This window comes from Amycolatopsis melonis (genome assembly GCF_040064235.1).
In the GTDB taxonomy this organism is placed as follows: Bacteria; Actinomycetota; Actinomycetes; order Mycobacteriales; family Pseudonocardiaceae; genus Amycolatopsis; species Amycolatopsis melonis.
The window spans coordinates 19659-38780 of the sequence record NZ_JBDZYD010000004.1 but is presented as its reverse complement, the minus strand read 5'-3'; the positions used below and the strand labels follow the sequence as shown (position 1 = coordinate 38780).

Sequence of the window (19122 nt, the reverse complement as noted above, 5' to 3'; positions counted from 1 at the left end):
GGGATCGGGGAAGCGGGCTTGTCGAGGGGTGAGACGTTTGCCTTACCCCTCAGAAGAACGCCGGGTCTTCCCGCCGGTACAGGACGCCTTCGCTCCACACGAGGTCGAGCTGGCCCCACTCGATGGCCGAGGCGACGTCGGGGAAGAAGCTGCGGCCGTTGTAGTTGGCGCTGGTGTTGCACAAAACCGGGATGCCGCTGCACTTGTGGTACTCGCGCAGGATGGCGTGCAGGGTCGGGTCGTCGGACTCGTTGACCGTCTGCAGCCGCGCGGTGCCGTCCAGGTGCATGATCGCCGGGACGCGCTCTGTCCACTCAGGACGGACCCAGTGCTCGAACAGCATGTACGGGTCCGGCGTGCCAGGGTCGAAGACGGTCGGAGCGTGCTCCTCCAGGCAGATGGGCGCGACCGGGCGGTAGCGCTCGCGGTTCTTCACGTCGTTGAGGAGCTTCTTCATCGACGCCTCGACCGCCGGCGCGATGATGCTGCGGCCGCCGAGCGCGCGGGGGCCCAGCTCGGCCCGGCCGCCGAGGACGACCGCGGGCTGGCCGGTGGTGTGGAGGATCCGGGCCAGCTCCTGCGGGGTGCAGGGCGAGGTGCTCCAGCCGTGCGGCACCTCCGGCGTCGGCTCGAGCGCCGGGCCCAGCCGGGCGCCCCACTGGATCGGGCGGAGGCCGGAGCCGCCTGCCGCGGCGAGGCAGGCCGTGCCGATGGCGACGCCGGAGTCGTCCGGGAACGGCGGCACCCACATGGCCTTGATCGCCGGGTGGGAGCGCAGGGCGCTGTTCCACTTGATGTTCAGCGCGCAGCCGCCCGCGAAGCACAGGTTCCAGGCGCCGCCGCCCTTCCACGCCTGGATCTTCCTGGTCACCCGGTCGATCAGCAGGTCCTCGATGAACGTGTGGACGCTGGCCAGCACGTCCTCGTCGGAGACCCCGAGCGCGGCGGTGCGGGCCTGCACGGCACCGAGGAACCGGTGCACGTAGGCGTGGGACGGCTCACCGGTGCTGCCGCAGCCGATGATGGTCCGCCGGTACTCCCGCACCCGCGGGGTGTCGGCGTCGAAGAACTCGAAGAACTCCTCGCGGAAGACCTGCTTGATCTGCTCCTGCGAGGTGCCGAGGGCGATGTAGGCCATCATCTTCCCGGCCACCGACAGGTCGTCGACGTTCTTCGACTTGTTCTGCCGCTTGAACGGGCCCCAGTACTGCGACGCCATCGAGTAGGTGTGGCCGATCAGCGGGAACGCCTCGCCGCCGGGCTCGATCCGGCCGTCGGCGTCCACGCAGTACAGCCGCGGGAAGCAGCCGCCGTCCCAGACCAGCACCATCGACGGCTCGCCGCGCCGCGCGAACGGGCTGGTGCAGTAGGCCGACGCCAGGTGGCCGGCGACGTGGACGTAGCTGTCGTAGTCCAGTGCCTGGCCGCCGATGACGATCCGGCCGTGATGGCCCGGCAACCCGGGGTCGGGCACCAGGTCGGTCTCCCGGTAGGAGGCGACCAGGACCTCGGTCGCCAGCCCACCGGCGAGCACCTTGACGCGCCCGCCGGTGGCGCCGTCCCAGCCGTCCAGCGCCCACCGGCCGACGTCGCCGACCTTGAGGTCGAACTTGCCCATGACGCCGGTCAGGTCGTCGAGTTCGTCGACGTTGCTGTACCGGGCGCCGTTGGCGATCTTCTGCATTTCGACGTTGAACACCAGCCGGTCCCCGTCGAGGATGGCGAGTCCGCCGCTCTGCGTGAGTTTCAAGCCTGCTGTGATCATGGTCGTGGGGCTCCCCTGTGTCGAAGGTTGATGTGGTCGTGTCCTGGGTGCTTTTCGGTGGTCATGGCCGGTCGCCGCCGGCGAGCAGGCCGTCGAGCAGGGTCCGGTAGCGGCCCGCGATGGTGGTGGCGAGTTCGGGCGCGACGACGTCCGTCGCGATCTCGAAGTCGCACCGGAGGCCGTCCGCGCCCTCGACGATGTTCAGCGCCAGCGGGTGTCCGGTGTGGGTGATCGGCAGCGGATCGGCGTCCGACACGGTGATCCCGGCCATCGGCGGCGCCGCCACGCGGCGGTAGAACGAGATGGACGTCGCGAGCAGGCCGGCACGCAGGCCGGCGCCGGGCGCGAGTTCCTCGATCAGGTCGGCGAACGGGTGGTCCTGGGTCTCCAGCCCGGTCACGAGGTGTTCCATGACGTCGGCGACGTAGTCCGCGGCCAGGACGTCCGCCGTCCGGCGCAGCCGCAGGGGCAGCAGGTTCGAGCAGTACCCGGCCATCCGGTCCAGCTCCGGCGGACGGCGGGCGGCCAGCACCGGGACGACGAGGTCGTCCTGCCCCGTCACCTCGTGCAGCACGGCGCCCCAGGCCGCGACCAGGTAGGCGAACACGGTCGCGCCCTGCTCCCGTGCGGTTTCGCGCATCCGGTCGCAGAACTCCGCGTCGAGCTGGACGCTGTGCCGCTCCGCCCGGAACGGGAAGGGCGCGGACGTTCCCGCCCCGGGCAGCTTCGGCGCCTCGGCACCCCGGAGCAGCGTGCGCCAGTAGTCCCGGTGCTCCGCGGCGTCGGGGCCGGCGGCGACCCGCTCGTGCCACGCGGTGTAGTCCCGGAACTGCGCCGCGGGCGGCAGCAGCGGCCGGGCGTCCTGGCAGCCGGCGTTGTACAGCGCGACCAGGTCGTCGACCAGGACGCCGAACGACCAGCCGTCCACCGCGGCGTGCGCCCCGGCAATCAGCAGCAGGTGCCGCTGCGGGGCGGTCTGCACGAGCGCGACGCGGAACACCGGCCCGGCCGCGAGGCCGATCGGCTGCTCCGCCCAGGACTGCCGGAAGCGGTCGAGGTCGTCGTCGTCCGGGCAGACGTGCTCGGTCAGCACCTCGCCGAGCGCCGTCTCCGCGGCAGGGTGCACGACGAGCGTCACCCCGTCGGCGGCGAGCGTGGTCCGCAGCGCCTCGTGCCGCGCGACGAGGCCCTGCACGGCGTCGCGCAGCGCGTCCCGATCCAGCACGCCGTCCAGCCAGAAGCCGACGGACATCCGGTACGCCGGCACGCCGCCCTCGTCCAGTGCCGCCTGCTGCCGCTGCGCCAGAGTGCTGCGCGGTGCGGGCACCGGCACCACGGGCGCGTCCGTGGCCGTCCCGCCGGGGCCGAGGACCCCGTGCTCCCGCAGCTCGGTGACCGAGTCGCGGACCGCGGCCCGGATGTGGTCGAGGTCGGCCTGCTCGTGCGCCGTGGACAGGAAGAAGTTGCGCAGCTCCCAGACGAACACCCCGCGGTCGAGCAGGTTGAAGTACAGCGGGTCCAGGTTCTGCTCGTGCTCGAACCGGAAGAGCGAGGAGAACCGGCGTACCTCGATCGGCACGTCGAGCTCGCGGAAGTCGGCGTTCAGCCCGTCGGCGAACAGCTCGGTCGTGCGGTCCAGGTTCCATTGCAGGGCCGGGCCTTCGGCGCGGAGGTGGTTCAGCACCGCCCGTGCCGCGACCATGGTCATCGGGTGCTGGCAGAACGTGCCGGCGAAGAAGGTGGACTCGGCGGTGGGACGGGAGTCGTCGCCGAAGTCCCAGACGCCGCCGTCGATCGTGTCCATGATCCCGCCGCGGCCGGCGATGACGCCGATCGGCAGGCCGCCGCCGATGATCTTGCCGTAGGTGGCCAGGTCCGCGTCGATGCCGTAGAGCCCCTGGACCCCGGCGGGGTGGCAGCGGAACCCGGTCACCATCTCGTCGAAGATCAGCTTCGTGCCGTGCCGCCGGGTGATTTCCCGGACGCGGCGCAGGAACTCCGGGTTCTGCACCCCGGGGGTGCGCAGGGTCACCGGCTCGGTCAGCACCGCGGCGAGCCGCGGGCCGTGCCGCTCGATGAAGTCCAGGGCTTCGTCGGTGCCGAAGTCGAGCACGTGCAGGTTCGCCACCGCGCCCGCCGGGATGCCCGGGGTGCTGGGCCGGGTGATCCGCACGCCGTTCTCGACGGCGGCCGTGGCGAGCACGCCGTCCGCGTGACCGTGGTAGGCGGTGGAGAAGACCACGACGTCGTCGCGGCCGGTCGCGGTCCTGGCCATGCGCAGGGCGGTCATCACCGCTTCGGTGCCGCTGTTGAGGAAGGCGACCCGCTCCATGCCGGTGAGTTCGAGCAGGACGGCCGCGACCTCCTCGACCACCTCGGTGCGCGGGGCGACGACGAAGCCGACGTCCAGCCGCTCGCGCAGGGCTGCCATGACCGCGGGCGGGTTGTGCCCGAGGAGGTGGACGCCCCAGCCCATGGTGAGGTCGACGTACTCGTTGCCGTCGATGTCCCACAGCCGGGCACCCTCCCCGCGCTCGGCGGCGATCGGGTACACCAGCTCCTTGGTCGCCGGCCGGAAGCCGATGGACGAGCGGCTGTCGGCGATCAGCGGCCGGAACCGCTGGGCGAACTCCTTCGAGCCCTTCGTCCGGCTGCCGAACCGCTCGGCGAGAACCTTGAGATACCGGGCGCGCTGCTCCGAGTCGACGGGCCCGGTTCCGCCGCGCGCGCCGGGGGCGAGCGGGACGGCCGGACGGGCCGCGGGCGCCGGTGCGGCGACTGCTGGTTCTGTGGTGCCACCCGCCAGGAGTTCGAGCTGCCTGCGCATGACGGCGAGCTGTTCGGTGATCAGCCGTTCGACCGCCGTCGTGGGAACGGTGCGGTCCGGCACCGGCGGCAGCTCGACGGCCTCCGGCGGGGTTTCGGCCGTCGTGTTCGCCGCCAGGTGCGCCGCGAGCGCGGCGGGCGTCCGGATGTCACCGAACAGCTGCCGGAGCGAGACCCGGCTGCCGAAGCGTTCCTCGACCAGCCGCAGCAGGCCGAGCAGTGCCATCGAGTCCGCGCCGAGGTCGGCGAACGAGACGTGCGGATCCAGTGTGTCGGGCCGGATGTCGAAGTAGCCGCCGACCAGCGCGACGACGTCGGGGACCAGTGGCTGCACGGTGTTCTCCTCGTGGTTCATGTCAGCCGGCCCGGTCCAGCTGGGCCGCGAGGCGGTCGATCGTGGGGTGCCGCAGCAGTTCGATCGCGGTCAGGGAGACACCGAGTTCCGTCCCGATCCGGCGGGCGAGCCGCACGGCGAGCACGGGGTCGTCGTCGATGTCGAAGATGCTCAGGTCGTAGCGGTCGACCTCGGTGCGCAGCACCTCGGTCCACAGCTTCGCCAGCAGCCGCTTCAGCTCCTCACCGCGCGGAGGTCCGGCTTCGTCCAGCCGCAACCTGCTGCGGTACAGCGGATGTGCGGGCAGGGGGACTCGGCGGGGCTCGTCGCCGAACCAGTCCGACCAGTCCACCGGCACCCCGGCGGTCCACAGCCGGGCCGCGTCGTGGAGCAGCCGCGCGACCGGTGACGACGTGACGTCCTCGGGCAGCGGTTCGGCTGGGATGCCGATGTTGACCACCGTCGCCGCGTCTCCGGTCCGGCCCGCGAAGGCCTCGGCCAGCCGGCTGCCTGTCCACACGTCGCGGGTCCAGTGCAGCGGGTCGAGGGCTCGCGCCGGGGGCAGCTCGCCGCCCACGACGGCCGACAGGATCGGGATACGCGGGAGCTGCGGCCGTAGTTGGGGTGGGCTGTCGAGCAGTCCGGCCCGCCAGGACAGCAGGGCCAGTGCGTCGGTTTCGTCGAGGACCCCGGCGAAGCAGGCCGCGAGGACTTCGCCGGACCCGGCGCCGCCGACCGCGTCGGGCCGCGCGCCGGATTCGGCCCACAGCGTCGCGAGCACCAGCCCGGGGGCCGGTGTAGCGCCGGACCGCTGTGCGATGGCGGCCACGGCAGGTAGCCGGTCGGCCAGCACGCGGAAGTTTTCGGGTGGGACCTCGCCGAAGAGGAACGACACCGCCGGGACCGCCTCCGCCGCCCGAGCCGCCGTGGCGATCGGCCGCCCAGCCACAGCAGTGGCCTGGTCCTCCGCCGACCAGGCCGCGGTCCCCGCGGCAATCCCGCGCAACGCGGCGACGTCGGTGGCGTCCTCCGCCGCCTGGGCCGCCGCCCCCGCGGCAATCGCCCGCAACCCATCCACAGCAGTGGCGTGGTCCTCCGCAACAACCGTGCCGCGGTAGGCGAACTCGCGCCGCCCAGCTCTCAGCGTGAAGGCGGCGTCCGCCAGGTCCGGGGCATCCGGCCCAGCCAGCGCCCCAGCCAGCCGCTCGGCCAGCTCGCGCAGGGCCCGGTCGCTCTTCGCACTCACCGCGAGCAGCCGGGGACCGGCAGCAGGTGCCAACCGCGCGGGCAGCGGGGGTGCCTCCTCCAGCACGACGTGCGCGTTGGTGCCGCCGATGGCGAACGAGCTGACCGCGGCCCGCCGCGGGGTCGCACCCTGTGGCCACGACAGCGGCGAGGTGTTGATGTGGAACGGACTTCCGTCCAGGTCGATCCGCGGGTTCGGCCGGGTGAAGGTCGGATGGCCGGGGATTTCGCGGTGCCCCAGGGCCAGCACCGTCTTGATGAACCCGGCGATCCCGGCGGCGGCGGCCAAGTGCCCGACGTTCGCCTTCACCGAACCCAGCGCGCACTGCCCGGGCCGGGCCCCGCCCGCGACGAACGCTTCGCTCAGGGCGTCGAACTCGATGGGGTCGCCCAGTGCCGTCGCGGTTCCGTGCGCCTCGACGTAGGTGATGGTGTCGCTGCCCACCTCGGCGATCGCGTGCGCCTCGCTGATCACCGCCCGCTGTCCTTCGACGCTCGGGGCGGTGTAGCCGATCTTGGCGGACCCGTCGTTGTTGACCGCCGAGCCCTTCAGCACGGCCAGCACCCGGTCGCCGTCCTCGATGGCCTCGGCCAGCCGCTTCAGGGCCACCAGGCCGACGCCGTCGCCGAACGTGGTGCCGTCGGCGTCCACGTCGAAGGGGCGGCAGCGGCCGTCCGGGGAGAACATCATTCCCTCGCCGTGGACGTAGCCCGGGTACGGGTTGGCGATCACCGAGACGCCGCCGGCCAGCGCGATGTCGCATTCGCCCGCGATCAGGCTCTGCGCGGCCACGTGCACCGCGACCAGCGACGTCGAGCACGCGGTCTGCACGGCGACGCTCGGCCCCGTCAGGTCCAGCTTGTAGGAGATCCGCGTGGTCAGATAGTCCTTGTCGTTGGCGACCATCAGCTCGATGCCGTCGTAGGTCAGCAGGTCGCAGGACCGGGCCACGACGTTCGCCAGGTACGAGTTCATCGCCGCGCCGGCGAACACCCCGACCGCCTGGTCGCCGGCCCCGCCCGCGTAGCCGATGGTGTCGAGCAGTTCCGCCGCGACCTCCAGCATGAGCCGCTGCTGGGGATCCATCAGCTTCGCCTCGCGCCGGGTGTAGCCGAAGAACCCCGGGTCGAAGTCGAAGGCGTCGGGCAGCACGGCCGCTCGCGGGACGTACCGCGGGTCGCGCCGTACCCGCTCGGGCACTCCGGCCGCGGCCAGTTCGGCGTCGGTGTAGGTGGTCAGCAGCTCGTCGCCGTTCCGCAGCCTGCTCCAGAACGTGTCCAGGTCGGGGGCGCCGGGAAACCGGCCGCTCATCCCGATCACGGCCACGTCGTTCGGCCGGACCGGCACCTCGGTCTCGTCAGGCATGGCGCCCGCCCCGCTGCCGGGCACGCAGGCGCGCGCCGCGGACCGTGTCGTCCGCCGGCCGGGCGCGCCGGCCCGAGGTCCGGTCGCGACCTCCGGTGTCCGCGCTGCCGAGACGCGCGGCCAGGCTCGCCACGGTCGGGTAGCGGAACATCTCGGACCCCTTCAACGGCGGGTCCGCGGTGTCGCCGGAGAGCAGTTCGTAGACCTGCAGCAGCAACAGGGAATTGCCGCCGATGTCGAAGAAGTTGTCCTCGCGGCCGATGTCCCGGCGGTTCAGCACCTGCTGCCAGACGGCCGCCACCCGGCGCTCGTGATCACTCGGCGCGGCGGCGACGCCGGTTACGGCGACCGGGTTCGCGTCGTCGGCGCCGGGGTGGCCCAGGATCTCCAGCCGCCCCCGGCTGTCGACGCGCGCCAGGTCACCGGTGCGGGACAGCGGCGGCGGTCCGCCGAGGTGCAGTTCGCCGGTGAACTCCGGCGGCACCGGCTGCCCGTGCTCGTCGAGGACGTGGATCCCGGTGTCCGCCAGCGGGAACCCGACCGGCACGGTGGTTCCCGTGCAGTCTTCGGGCCCGACGGGTTGTGCGGTGACCCAGACCGTGGTCCCGGCCGGGGCGTAGGTGTTCCACAGCGTCCCGCACCACTCGCGGGCGGTCCGGGCGAGCGGCGCGGGCAGCGGCTCGCCGGTCGAGAAGACGTGCCGCAGCGCCAGACCTCGAGTCCCGGTCCGCTGGACCACTTCGGACAGACCGTGCAGCGCGGAGGGGGTCAGGACCAGGTGGGTCACCCGCTCCGCGACCAGCAGCGAGTGGAGGAAATCGGGCGTCGCTCCCGGCGGCACGACCACCACGCACGCACCGGCCAGCAGGGCGCTCCACAGCGGCAGTTCGGAGACGGCCGGGTGGCCGAACGCCACGACCGCGGTCTCGTCGACGTGCTCGCGCAACGATTCCAGCCGCGTCAGGACGTCGCCGTGCGTCACGTCGAACCCCTCGTAGCCGCTGCAAGCCACGTCGCCGGAAGGCGGCAGCTCCGTCTCCGCCATGACCAGCACCGGGACACCGGCCGGTTGACCGGCCAGGTCCGGCTGGGTGAGCACCACGCAAGCTTCGGGTGCCGCCGGGGAGGACGGGTCCAGGACCACGGAGGCTGCCCCGGCCCGCTGGATCGCGACGATCGCGACGACCGCGTCGAGGGAGGGTTCGAGCCGGACCGCGACCCGGCTGCCCGGCCCGGCGCCCTCGGCCCGCAGCCGGGCCGCCCAGCGCCCGGTCAGCTCGTCGAGTTCGGCGTAGGTGAGCTGGTCGCCGTCGCAGCGCACCGCCGGGCGATGCGCGTGCTGCTGCGCGGCCTGCCGGAAACGGGCCGCCAGGCTGCCGTCCGGGGCGACCGGCGCCGGTGCGTGCTGCGCGGCTTCGGTCAGCAGCGGCAGGTTCACCACGCTGCGGCCGGGGTCGGCGACCGCGGCCTGCAGCAGCGTCACGTAGTGCTCGGCGGCACGACCGGCCGCGGCCGGGGAGAAGACGGACTTGCGGTACTTGAGTACCCCGGCGAGGCGGTCGCCGTCGTGGACGACTTCGAGCGTCAGCTCCACTTGGTTGTCCTGTTTGGACAGTGGGAACGGCGTCACGGACAACCCGGCCCAGCCGGCCGTGGGCACGGTCTCGTCGGCCAGGTGGAGCGCGGCGTGCGCCGGGTGCCTGCCGGACTTCTGGTAGATGAACATCGCCTGGAAGATCGGGTTGCGGCCGTCCACCCGGCGCGGCGCCAGCTCGCTGACGAGCAGCTCGAACGGATAGTCCTGGTGCTGGAACGCCTCGGCGACGGTGCGGCGGGTCCGGGCGAGCTGCTCGCGGAACGAGAGCGCGTCGCCCAGGTCGGCCCGCAGCACGACGGAGTTGACGAAGTTGCCGACACAGTCGGTCAGCGTGGGGTCGGTGCGGCCGGCGAACGGGCTGCCGACGAGCACGTCACGCCGTCCGGTGTAGCGGCCGACCAGGAGCTGAAAGGCCGTCAGCAGGACCACATACGGCGTGACCGCTTCGGCCTTGGCCAACGCGAACACCTCGGCGGCCAGCTCCGGCGGCAGGGGGAACTGGAACTGGTCGCCGCCGTCGGTGTCGGCCGGGTCCAGGTCGAACCGGGGCCATTCGGCAGGCTCCAGCGGACCGGACAGCCGGGAGTGCCAGTAGGCGCGGGCCCGGGCACCCCGCTCGTCGGCGATCAGCTCACGCTGGTAGGTGACGAAGTCGCTGTACGGCTTGGGGTTCTCCGGCAGTTCCGCCGGGCGCTGCTCGACTTCGGCGGCGTAGAGCTGCTCGAGTTCGGCGAGCATGGTGCCCAGCGACCAGAAGTCGCACACCGCGTGGTGGGCGGCCAGCAGCACGACGGCTTCCCCGGGCGCCACCCGGTAGGCCCGCACCCGCAGCGGAGACCCGGTCAGGAGGGCGAACGGCTCGCGATAGGCGGCACGCACCGCGTCCCGGAGTTCTCCGCCGGTCCACCGGCTCGCGTCGAGCTCGGCGAAGTCGGGGTCGAGCCGGTCGTGGACGATCTGACGGCCCGCGTGGCTGAAGGTGGTGCGCAGTGCCGCGTGCCGCCCGGCGAGCGACTGCAGCGCGCGGTGGAACGCGGCCGGGTCGAATCCCCCGGTGAACCGGGCGGTGAGGGCGACGTTGTAGGCCGCGCTGTCCGGGTCCATCCGGTGCAGGACCAGCATCGAGCTTTGCGCGTAGGAGAGCGGATGCTCAGTCATGGGTGTCACTCCTCGATCGATCGGACGGCGGTGCAGCTCGAGCCCGAAGACCTCGGCCACGGGTCGGCCGGTGCCGTCGACGACCGAGACGTCGACCACCTCCCCGGCTGCCCGGTGCCGGACCACCGCGACGCCGGACGTCGCGGTGCCCGCCGGTTCGTGGAGCACGACCCGCTCGATCCGGAACGGCAGCTCGGCGGCGGTCTGGCCGGTTGTCTGGGACGGCAGCTCGGCGGCAGTCCGGCCGGTCGCCTCAGACGGCAACCCGGCGGCGCTCTGCCCAGTCGCCTGGGACGGCAGCCCGGCGGCCTGCCCAATCCCCCGGGACGGCAACCCGGCGGCGCTCTGCCCAGTCGCCTCAGACGGCAGCCCGGTGGTTTGCCCTGCCGCCCGGGACGGCAGCCCAGCGGCGCTCTGCCCGGTCGCCTCAGACGGCAGCCCGGCGGCCTGCCCAATCCCCCCGGACGGCAACCCGGCGGCCTGCCCCACCGCCCGGAACTCCAGCCCGGTGACCTGCCCCGCCGCCCGGGATGGTGCGTGGAAGCGCACCCAGTCGACCGGGATTCCCGCCTCCTCCAACCGGGTCAGGTGGTCCAGGACCGTCGCCGGGTCCGGTGTCCGGGGCGACAGCCCTGCCAGCCAAAGCTCGTTTCCGGTGCTCTGCGCCCGGCCTGCCGTGGTCAGCGTCCGGCCGGAGCCCACCTCCAGGAAGACCGTGCAGCCGTCGTCCAGCAGGGCGCGGACTCCTGGCTGGAACCGGACCGGTGCGGTGAGCTGCCTGCCCCAGTACCGCGGGCCCGGTTCGCCGTCCGCCGCCCAGTCCCCCGTCAGGTTCAGCACCGGCGGCACGGCCGGGGCCCGGTGCCCGATCCGTTCCGCCGCCGCGGCCAGCGCCGGGACGGCCGGGGCGACCAGCGCCGAATGGAACGCGTGCGTGGTCTCCAGCGGGATCGTCAGCCAGCCTCGCTGCCCGAACGCGGCGACCAGCTCGTCCATCGCCGGGTCGGTTCCCGAGACGACCATCCGCCCCGGGGCGTTGTACGCGGCCACCGATGCCGCGCCGCCGTGCGCCGCGACCAGCCGTTCCAGCTCCGCCGGGTCGGGATCGCCGACGGCGACCATCCGGCCGGTGCCGGACACGGCCGCGAAGGCGCGGCCACGGGCGCTGACGAGTTCGAGCCCGTCCTCGACGTCGAACACGCCCGCCACGCAGGCGGCCGCGTACTCGCCGAGGCTGTGCCCGAGCACCGCGTCCGGGAACACGCCGCACGCCATCCAGAACTCCGCCAGCGCGACCTGCAGCAGGAAGACCGCCGGCTGGAGCAGCTCGGCCCTGGCCTGGGCGGCCGGGTCGGCGAACACGTCGAGCGGGCCGGTGCCGGTGAGCCGGCGGAACCGGCCGGCGTGCCGGTCGACGGCCGTGCGGAACACCGCGTGCTCGCGATGCAGCTCGACGCCCATGCCGGCGTACTCGGAACTCTGTCCGGGGAACAGGAACCCGGTCCGCGGCGCCGTCACGAGGTCCCCCGTCGCCGCAGTGCCGGGCGGGCACTGCTCTCGGCGGCCACCAGCTGCGCCGCGATGTCCCGCAGCGACTTCGCGTCGAAGACCACGCGGACGCTCAGCTCGCACCCCATGACGCGGCGGACCCGGCTGGTCAGCTGCATGGCCAGCAGCGACGTCCCGCCGAGGGCGAAGAAGTCGTCGTCCGGGCCCGCCTCCGGCAGGTCCAGGACCTCGGCCACGATCTCGCACAGCTGCTCGCCCCGAGGATCGGCAGGCGAAGCGGCGGCAGGCTCCGGGCGCGGCGGCCCGGTGTCCGCAGGCCGGTCGACCGGAGTCATCCGCTCGGCCAGCGCCCGGCGGTCCAGCTTGCCGTTCGCCGTGATCGGGAAGGTGTCCAGCAGTTCCACGCGGTCCGGCAGCATCGCGGACGGCAGCCGGTCCCGCAGGAACTCCCGCACGCCGGCGGTGGTCGGCACGTCGCCGCCGTCCTGCGGCACCAGGCACGCCACCAGCTTCGCCATGCGGGTGCCCTCGCCGGTCGCGACGACGGCGGCGCGCGCAACGCCCGGGTGGCCGAGCAACGCGGCCTCCACTTCGCCCGGCTCCACCCGCACGCCCCGGACCTTGACCTGGTCGTCGATGCGTCCCAGGAACTCCAGCTGCCCGTCGGGCCGCAACCGGCCCTTGTCACCGGTGCGGTACATCCGCTGCCCGGGCAGCGGGCTGAACGGGTCGGCGACGAACCGCTCGCTGGTGTACCCCGGCTGGCCCGCGTATCCCTGGCCGACGCCGATCCCGCCGATGCACACCTCGCCGCCGAACAGCGGCGGCAGCAGCTGGAGCTGGTCGTCGACGATGTAGAGCCGCGAGGTGCCTGCCGCCCGCCCGGCCACCTGCCGCGGCTGCCCGCCGATCTCGCCCAGCGTCGACTCGACCGTGCACTCGGTGACGCCGTAGGAGGTGAACGCCAGGAGCCCGGGCTCCTCGTGCAGCCGCTGCCACAGCCGCCCGGACGCCCGCTCGTTGCCGGTCACCACCATCTTGGGGCGGTGCGGCAGCTCCAGGAGCCCGGCGTCGACCAGGATCTCCAGCTGGCTGCAGCTCATGTCGAGCACGTCGATCGCCGTGTCCGGGTCCGCTCCCCTGGCGAGCAGCCGGGCCGGGTCCAGCCGTTCGGCGTCGTCGATCAGCAGCAGCCGGTGCCCGAGGGCGGCCATGGCCAGGAACTGGTTGACGAACACGTCGAAGGTCAGGGCGCTGAGCCCGCCGACGTTCGCCTGCCGACCGGCGGGCAGCCGCGCGTACAGCGGCGCGAGCTGGGTGGTGGCCAGCGCGACGACGCCCGCCTGGTCCACCACGACGCCCTTCGGCTTTCCGGTGGAACCCGAGGTGAACACGACATACGCCGGTGCGGCCGGGTGGTGCACGCCGCCGGAACCGGGGTCTGCGGCCGCCGGGAGGGGCCTGCCGCCGGAACCGGCCTCCCCGGCAACCGAGTCGCGCTCGCCGCCGGAACCGGCCACCGGTCCCGCGCCGAGCCCGGCGACGGAAACCGTAGGGACTTCCGCGAACGGCTCGTCCGCGATCAGCAACGTGGCACCGGCCTCGGCGAGCAGCAGGCGGCGCCGGTCCGCGGGCTGCTGGGCGTCCAGCAGCAGGAACGCACCACCGGCGCACCACGTGGCGAGCATCGCGGCAATCAGATCTGCCTGCCGCGGCAGGCAGATCCCCACCACGGTCCCGGTCCGCACACCGCGGGCGCGCAGGCCCGCGGCCGTCGTCCGGGCCCGGTCGGCCAGCTCGGCGAACGTCACCCGCTCCGCTCCCGCGCACACCGCCTCCCGGTCGGGAGTGGCGGCGGCGGTCGCCTCGAACAGTTCCCACCCCGACGCCCACTCCCCCGCGGCGGACGCCTCACCGGCACCCAGCGCCAGGGTCCGCGCCAGCGCGTCCCCGTCGAGCATCGGGACGCTCCCGAGCGACACGTCCGGCGTCCGGATCAGGCTCTGCAGCAGGGATCCGTACGCCTCGGCGAACCCGGCCATGGCCGCGTCGGAGAAGCGGCGCCGGTCGTACTCGACGGTGAGCGTCAGCTCGCCGTCCAGCCGCTGGACGCGCAGGTTCACGGCGAAGTGCACGCCGGTCTGGTCGCCGAGGTCCGGCACGGGCGTCACCTGGAGGCCGTCCAGGGCCCAGACCTGGGTCGGATCGACCGTGTCGTACTCGATGTTGGCTTGGAACAAGGGATTGCGGTCGGCGTCCCGCTGCGGGGCCAGTGCGTCCACGACCGCGTCGAACGGCACGTCCTGGTAGTCCAGCGCGTCCAGGACCGTGTCCCCGACACCGGCGACGAACTCCCGGAACGTCGGCGCCTGCCGCACGTCGGCGCGCAGGACGACCGTGTTGGCGAAGAACCCGATCGTGCGGAAGAACTCCGCGCGCGGACGGCCCAGCATCTGCGCGCCGACCGTCACGTCGGTCGTCCCGGACCACCGGCCCAGCAGGACGAAGTACACCGCGAGCAGGCCGGTGAACGGCGTGATCGCCTGTTCCTTGCAGAACACCTCGAACTCCGCCGCCACGTCCGGCGGCACCGGCACCGGCAGCCGTCGTCCGACGGCGCCGTCCGGGTTCTCCGCGCCGTCTTCGAGCAGCCGGGCGGGCTGGACGCCGGCCAGCTGCCCGCGCCAGTAGTCCAGCTCCTCGCCGTTGACGCCCGCACTCCGCTCCGCCGCGCAGAAGTCGGAGTACTGCGGGACCGGCTCGGCGAGGGCCGGCGCGTCGGGGTCGGCGTACGCCAGCCGCAGCTCTTCGGCGAAGACCTGCGCGGAGATCTCGTCCATGACGATGTGGTGGAACACGAAGGCCGTCAGGTGCAGGCCCGGGGCGATCCGGATGACGATCACCCGGCCCACCGGCCCGGCCGCGAGGTCGATCAGGCCGTCGACCCGGCGCGCGGCTTCGGCGTCCGCCCACTCCCGGCGCTCGGTCGCCGACTCGCCCTCGGCCTCGACGACCTCGATCGCGACGCGGAACGCGTCGGCGTCCTGGATCACTTGCAGGACTTCGCCGTTCCGTTCGACATAGGTCGTGCGGAGCACGTCGTGACGGCGGTACAGCACCGTCAGCGCCCGTTCGAGACGGCTGACCGAGAGGTCGCCGGAGACGCTCAGCACTGCCTTCCAGATGTCGGCGGTGTCCTCCGGCCGCAGCACCCAGGAGAAATACATCCGGCGCTGCGCCGACGATGCGGCGACGGTCCGGGAATGACCTCCGCCGGACACGTCCCGACCATTGTTGTACGGCATTCCGGGCACGAAGGAACTCCAACCGATCTGTCAAGTCTGCAAAAGGTCAGGCTCGATGTCCTGCCGGCGAGACAGGGATTTTTCTCAATCCGCCGGTGCCGCCGCCGCGCCGACCATGTCGCTCAGCGCGTCGCTGAGGTCGCTCAGCAGCGGCTTCTTGAGGATGACCCCGGTGATCCGGGAGATCCCGAGTTCCTGGCGCAGGGCCTGGCCGAGGCGGACGGCGATGATGGAGTTGCCGCCGACGGCCAGGAAGTCGTCGCCGATGCCGATGCCCGGTTTCCCCAGCAGCTCACGCACTTTGCCGACGACCAGCTCGTCCATGGGGTTGCGGAACCCGCCGCCGGCGGTCACCCGGCCACCTCGCGCAGGCTCGCGGGCCGCATGTCCGACCAGTGCGCCGTCACGTAGGCAAGGCAGTTCGCCCGGGTGTCCGCGTCATGCGCGACGGACCAGCCCGCGGGCACGGCGTTGGCCGACGGCCACAGCGAGTACTGACCCTCGCCGTTGACCAGGACCAGATGCACGCCTTCGTCGTCTTCGAAGGGATTGCTCACGGCTCTCCTGAGTGACTGGAATCCGGGATTTCCGGAGGACGTGCCCATCGTGCGCCCCGTCTCGCCGGCGAGACAACACTTCGCCGCCCGAATTCCGGCGTGCTCCGCGGCGAGGGTGTCCGCGAAGAACGGGAGTGCTATGAATCCAGGGGCGGCGCATTTACCGGACCGATGTCGGGAGAACGCAACGATGGAACTCAGCCTCTTCTATTTCGCCAACGACAGCGGAAGCGCCGAGGCCGACCGCTACCGGTTGCTGCTCGACGGCGCCCGGTTCGCCGACGAGAACGGCCTGGCGGCGGTGTGGACCCCGGAACGCCATTTCCACCCCTTCGGCGGGACCTACCCGAACCCCTCGGTGACCAGCGCGGCGATCGCGGCGACGACGCAGCGCGTCAAAATCCGGGCAGGCAGCGTCGTCGCGCCGCTGCACCACCCGCTGCGGATCGCCGAGGAGTGGTCCGTGGTGGACAACATCTCCGGCGGCCGGGTCGGGGTGTCGTTCGCCTCCGGCTGGCACGCCACCGACTTCGCGCTCAACCCGCCCGCCTACGCCGACCGCCGGACAGAGATGTACCAGCGCATCGAGCAGGTCCGCACCCTGTGGCGCGGCGAGGCGATCGAGGTCGCCGACGGCGCGGGAACCCCGGTGCCGGTACGGTCCTTCCCGCCGCCGGTCCAGGCCGAGCTGCCGATCTGGGTCGCCAGCGTCGGCGACGTCGAGACGTTCCGCAGCGCCGGCCGGATCGGCGCCGGGCTCCTCACCCACCTGCTCGGCCAGACTCCCGAGCAGCTGACCGAGAAGATCGCCGAGTACCGCAAGGCCGCGGCCGACGCGGGCGCGCCGGGCCACGTCACGGTCATGGTGCACACCTACCTCGGCGAGGACACCGACGAGATCCGCGAGCTGGTCCGGCCGTCGCTGAGCGCCTACCTGCGCAGCTCGCTCGGGCTGATCCTGGCGTCGGACCTCAGTACCGGAGACCTGGAGCCGGACGAGATCGACATGCTCGTCGAGCGGGCCTTCGAGCACTACTTCGACCACGTCGGCCTGCTCGGCTCGGTCGACAAGGCCGAGCAGGTCGTGGCACGGCTCGCGGAACTGGGCGTCGACGAGATCGCCTGCCTGATCGACTTCGGCCTGCCGACCGACACGGTCATGACCGGCTTGACCTACCTCAAGCGGCTGCAGGACGCGTGCGCCGACGGCACGTCCGGCCGCTGACCGTCCTTCTGTTCGAGACGTGAGCGGGCCGCCGAAGATTGTCCCTTGTGGACACTTGACCCCGCAGCCACCGGCAAAGACCCGCCGGCTTCGCGCCGGCGGGTCTGCCGCGTCCGGGTCAGGTCATCCCGTCAGCACGGCGATCTGCTCGTCCGGCTTCGGCTGCTTCGGCGGCTTCAGGGAACGGAAGCCGACCCGGACGCGGTCCCAGGCCGTCGCGGCCGCTTCGGATCCCAGCTGTGCGGACAGGCCGGCCAGGTAGGCCTCGACCGCGTCGGCCGCCCAGGCCGAATGGCCGGTCGCCACGTTGTCGATCGTGTTGTGGATGTCGAAGTACTGGCTGCTGAACCCGTGTGACCGCAGGTTGAACCGCTCGCGCCGGTAGGTCCCGCCGACTCCGGACAGCTCCATCGCCAGGTTGAGGCCGAGGACCTCGGGCAGGAACCGCCGGGGGAACCGGTTGATCGCCAGCCAGTAGACCGGGAGCGCGAACGACTCGTCCCGGAAACCCGGCCACTGCGCGAACTCCAGCGTCGCGGTGGGCGGCAGGTCGAAGCCCATCTCGTGCATGAGCTGCCGGTAGATGACCGCGTGGTTCAGCCTGCGTTCGCCGTTGCCCAGCTCGTCGAAGTGCGTGGCGAACAGGAAGTGCCCGAAGTCCGAAGAGGCGTGCCGGTAGTCGGTGAAGCCGGCCAGCCAGCTGCCGTCGACCAGGTTCAGGGGCGCCAGCTGCAGGTAGGTGTCGAGGACGACCTCCCGGGGCGGCGCCGCCATGTCGCCGGAGGCCTGGAACAGCTCGTCGTGTTCGTCGTGCTCGTCGAGGAGCCACCGCCGCAGGCCGCCCGGCTCCCAGGTGCGCGGCGGCTTCCTGACCCGCTCGATCCCGCGCCGGGAGCCGTCGAGCCAGTCGGAGACGTAGCCGAGCGCGTACCGGCGCAGGCCGGGTGAGTCGCCGCGGTGGAGCAGCCGGTGGAAGGCCAGCCGGATCGTCGACGGCTCCTCGTCGTCCGCGGGGGCGGCGGAGCTGTCCGGTGCCGCAGGGAGGACGCTGGAGCCGGCCGCCGGCTGCGCGGATCGCTCGACGTCCGGCGTGCTGTCGTCGCCCAGCGACGCGATCCACCGCTGCAGGACACCGAGATCTTCTGGGGAGAAGATCCGGAACATCGGCCCGTCGGCGTCGAGCAGCCTGCCGAGCAGACGGCTGACCTCCGGCTTTCCCTGCTTGACCAGCTTGCTGGCGGCCAGCGCCGCGACGAACCCCTCGCCGTGGCCGTCCCGGGCGTCGGCGAACCACTCGCGCAGCGTCCGGCCTTCGAGGATGAAGTGGGCGTGGTACGCGGCCGCCTGCCGGGAGCGCTGCCCGAGCATCTCGGCCATCTCGAACGCCGGGTCGAGCACGTCCACGACGAGATCGAGGAGTTCGCCGCTCCACTCCTGTATGCGCGCCAACGCCCAGCGTGCCCCGCCCAGCAGGCGGGCCGTCTCGTCACCGCCGGTCTCGAGGAAGGTCCGCGCGATCTTCAGCGACGTCTCGGCGGCCGTCCCGCCGAGGTCGAGGGCCGGCCACCGGGCGTCGACGTGCAGGCTGTCCCGGAGGAATTCCAGCGGCGGCAGCAGACCCAGCGCACGGAGACAGACGTCCGCCCCGAGCAGTTCCGCCTGGAACCCGGCGCCGCACCGGCTCATCGCCAGCAGCACGCCGGGCAGCCGGAACGCGGAGTCCAGCGTCTGCGGCTCGTCGGCCAGCCGCGACTCCGGCACCACCCGGGTCTCCAGGCCGAGTTCCCGCAGCAGGTCCAGATAGCGGCTGCCACGGGCGCTGCGCGGCTTGCCGACGCCGACGTCCTCGGCGTAGAGGCCGAGCACGAGCGTGCTCAGCTCGCTGTCGCCGTTGCCCGGCGAGACGAGCCACTGCAGCCAGGCGCCGGAGTTCAGGGCGAGCGGCGCGCAGTTCAGCCCGATCCGGGCGGCGACGGCCGGCCGCGCGGCGTCGAACAGCGGAGAGCCGGCGACCCGCCGATAGCGCGCGGACTCGGCGGACGCCCACTCCCGGGCCTGTGCCAGGAGGTCGTCGAGCGCGGCGGCCGGATCACCGGCAGGCGTGGTGCCCGGCCCGTGGACCTCCCGGCTCAGCTCGGCGGCGAAGCCGTCCGAGACCAGGATCCCCTCCGGATCACTGGCCCGGACGTAGAGATCGCGATGCGTGGGTTCGTCGTGGTTCAGCGTGGACATCGT

At 72.7% G+C, this 19122-nt stretch carries 9 protein-coding genes; 1 reads left to right on the top strand and 8 read right to left on the bottom strand.

Features of this window, described 5'->3' with window-relative positions:
- Positions 1-49 precede the first annotated feature (49 nt).
- The 7 genes from ABJI51_RS11205 to ABJI51_RS11175 form a co-directional block, all read right to left on the bottom strand.
- Complete coding sequence (locus ABJI51_RS11205; RefSeq protein ID WP_348949873.1) at positions 50-1765, bottom strand: carbamoyltransferase N-terminal domain-containing protein; 1716 nt, start codon at positions 1763-1765, stop codon at positions 50-52.
- Between the two features lie 61 nt (positions 1766-1826).
- Positions 1827-4925 carry an aminotransferase class III-fold pyridoxal phosphate-dependent enzyme gene (locus ABJI51_RS11200; RefSeq protein WP_348949872.1) on the bottom strand — a complete coding sequence of 1033 codons (3099 nt, stop codon included), beginning with the start codon at positions 4923-4925 and terminating at the stop codon, positions 1827-1829.
- A gap of 22 nt (positions 4926-4947) precedes the next feature.
- Complete coding sequence (locus tag ABJI51_RS11195; RefSeq protein ID WP_348949870.1) at positions 4948-7536, bottom strand: type I polyketide synthase; 2589 nt, start codon at positions 7534-7536, stop codon at positions 4948-4950.
- Complete coding sequence (locus ABJI51_RS11190) at positions 7529-11809, bottom strand: condensation domain-containing protein (protein WP_348949868.1); 4281 nt, start codon at positions 11807-11809, stop codon at positions 7529-7531. The genes ABJI51_RS11195 and ABJI51_RS11190 overlap by 8 nt, the downstream gene beginning before the upstream one ends.
- Positions 11806-15081, bottom strand: a complete 3276-nt coding sequence (locus tag ABJI51_RS11185) for a non-ribosomal peptide synthetase (RefSeq protein WP_348949866.1) — start codon at positions 15079-15081, stop codon at positions 11806-11808. Before ABJI51_RS11185 ends, ABJI51_RS11190 begins: the two co-directional genes overlap by 4 nt.
- Positions 15082-15189: 108 nt before the next feature.
- Entirely contained in the window at positions 15190-15459 is a 270-nt protein-coding gene (locus ABJI51_RS11180; protein WP_348949864.1) for a phosphopantetheine-binding protein, read from the bottom strand.
- A complete protein-coding gene (locus ABJI51_RS11175; RefSeq protein WP_348949862.1) occupies positions 15456-15662 on the bottom strand; it encodes an MbtH family protein in 207 nt (68 codons plus the stop codon). The genes ABJI51_RS11180 and ABJI51_RS11175 overlap by 4 nt, the downstream gene beginning before the upstream one ends.
- A 190-nt stretch (positions 15663-15852) precedes the next feature.
- Here ABJI51_RS11175 and ABJI51_RS11170 point away from each other — a divergent pair, with 190 nt between their 5' ends.
- Positions 15853-16887: a MupA/Atu3671 family FMN-dependent luciferase-like monooxygenase gene (locus tag ABJI51_RS11170; RefSeq protein ID WP_348949860.1), complete on the top strand. Its 1035-nt coding sequence runs from the start codon at positions 15853-15855 to the stop codon at positions 16885-16887.
- A 123-nt stretch (positions 16888-17010) separates the two neighbouring features.
- Here ABJI51_RS11170 and ABJI51_RS11165 read toward each other — a convergent pair whose 3' ends face one another.
- Positions 17011-19119: an iron-containing redox enzyme family protein gene (locus tag ABJI51_RS11165; RefSeq protein WP_348949858.1), complete on the bottom strand. Its 2109-nt coding sequence runs from the start codon at positions 19117-19119 to the stop codon at positions 17011-17013.
- Positions 19120-19122 lie beyond the last annotated feature (3 nt).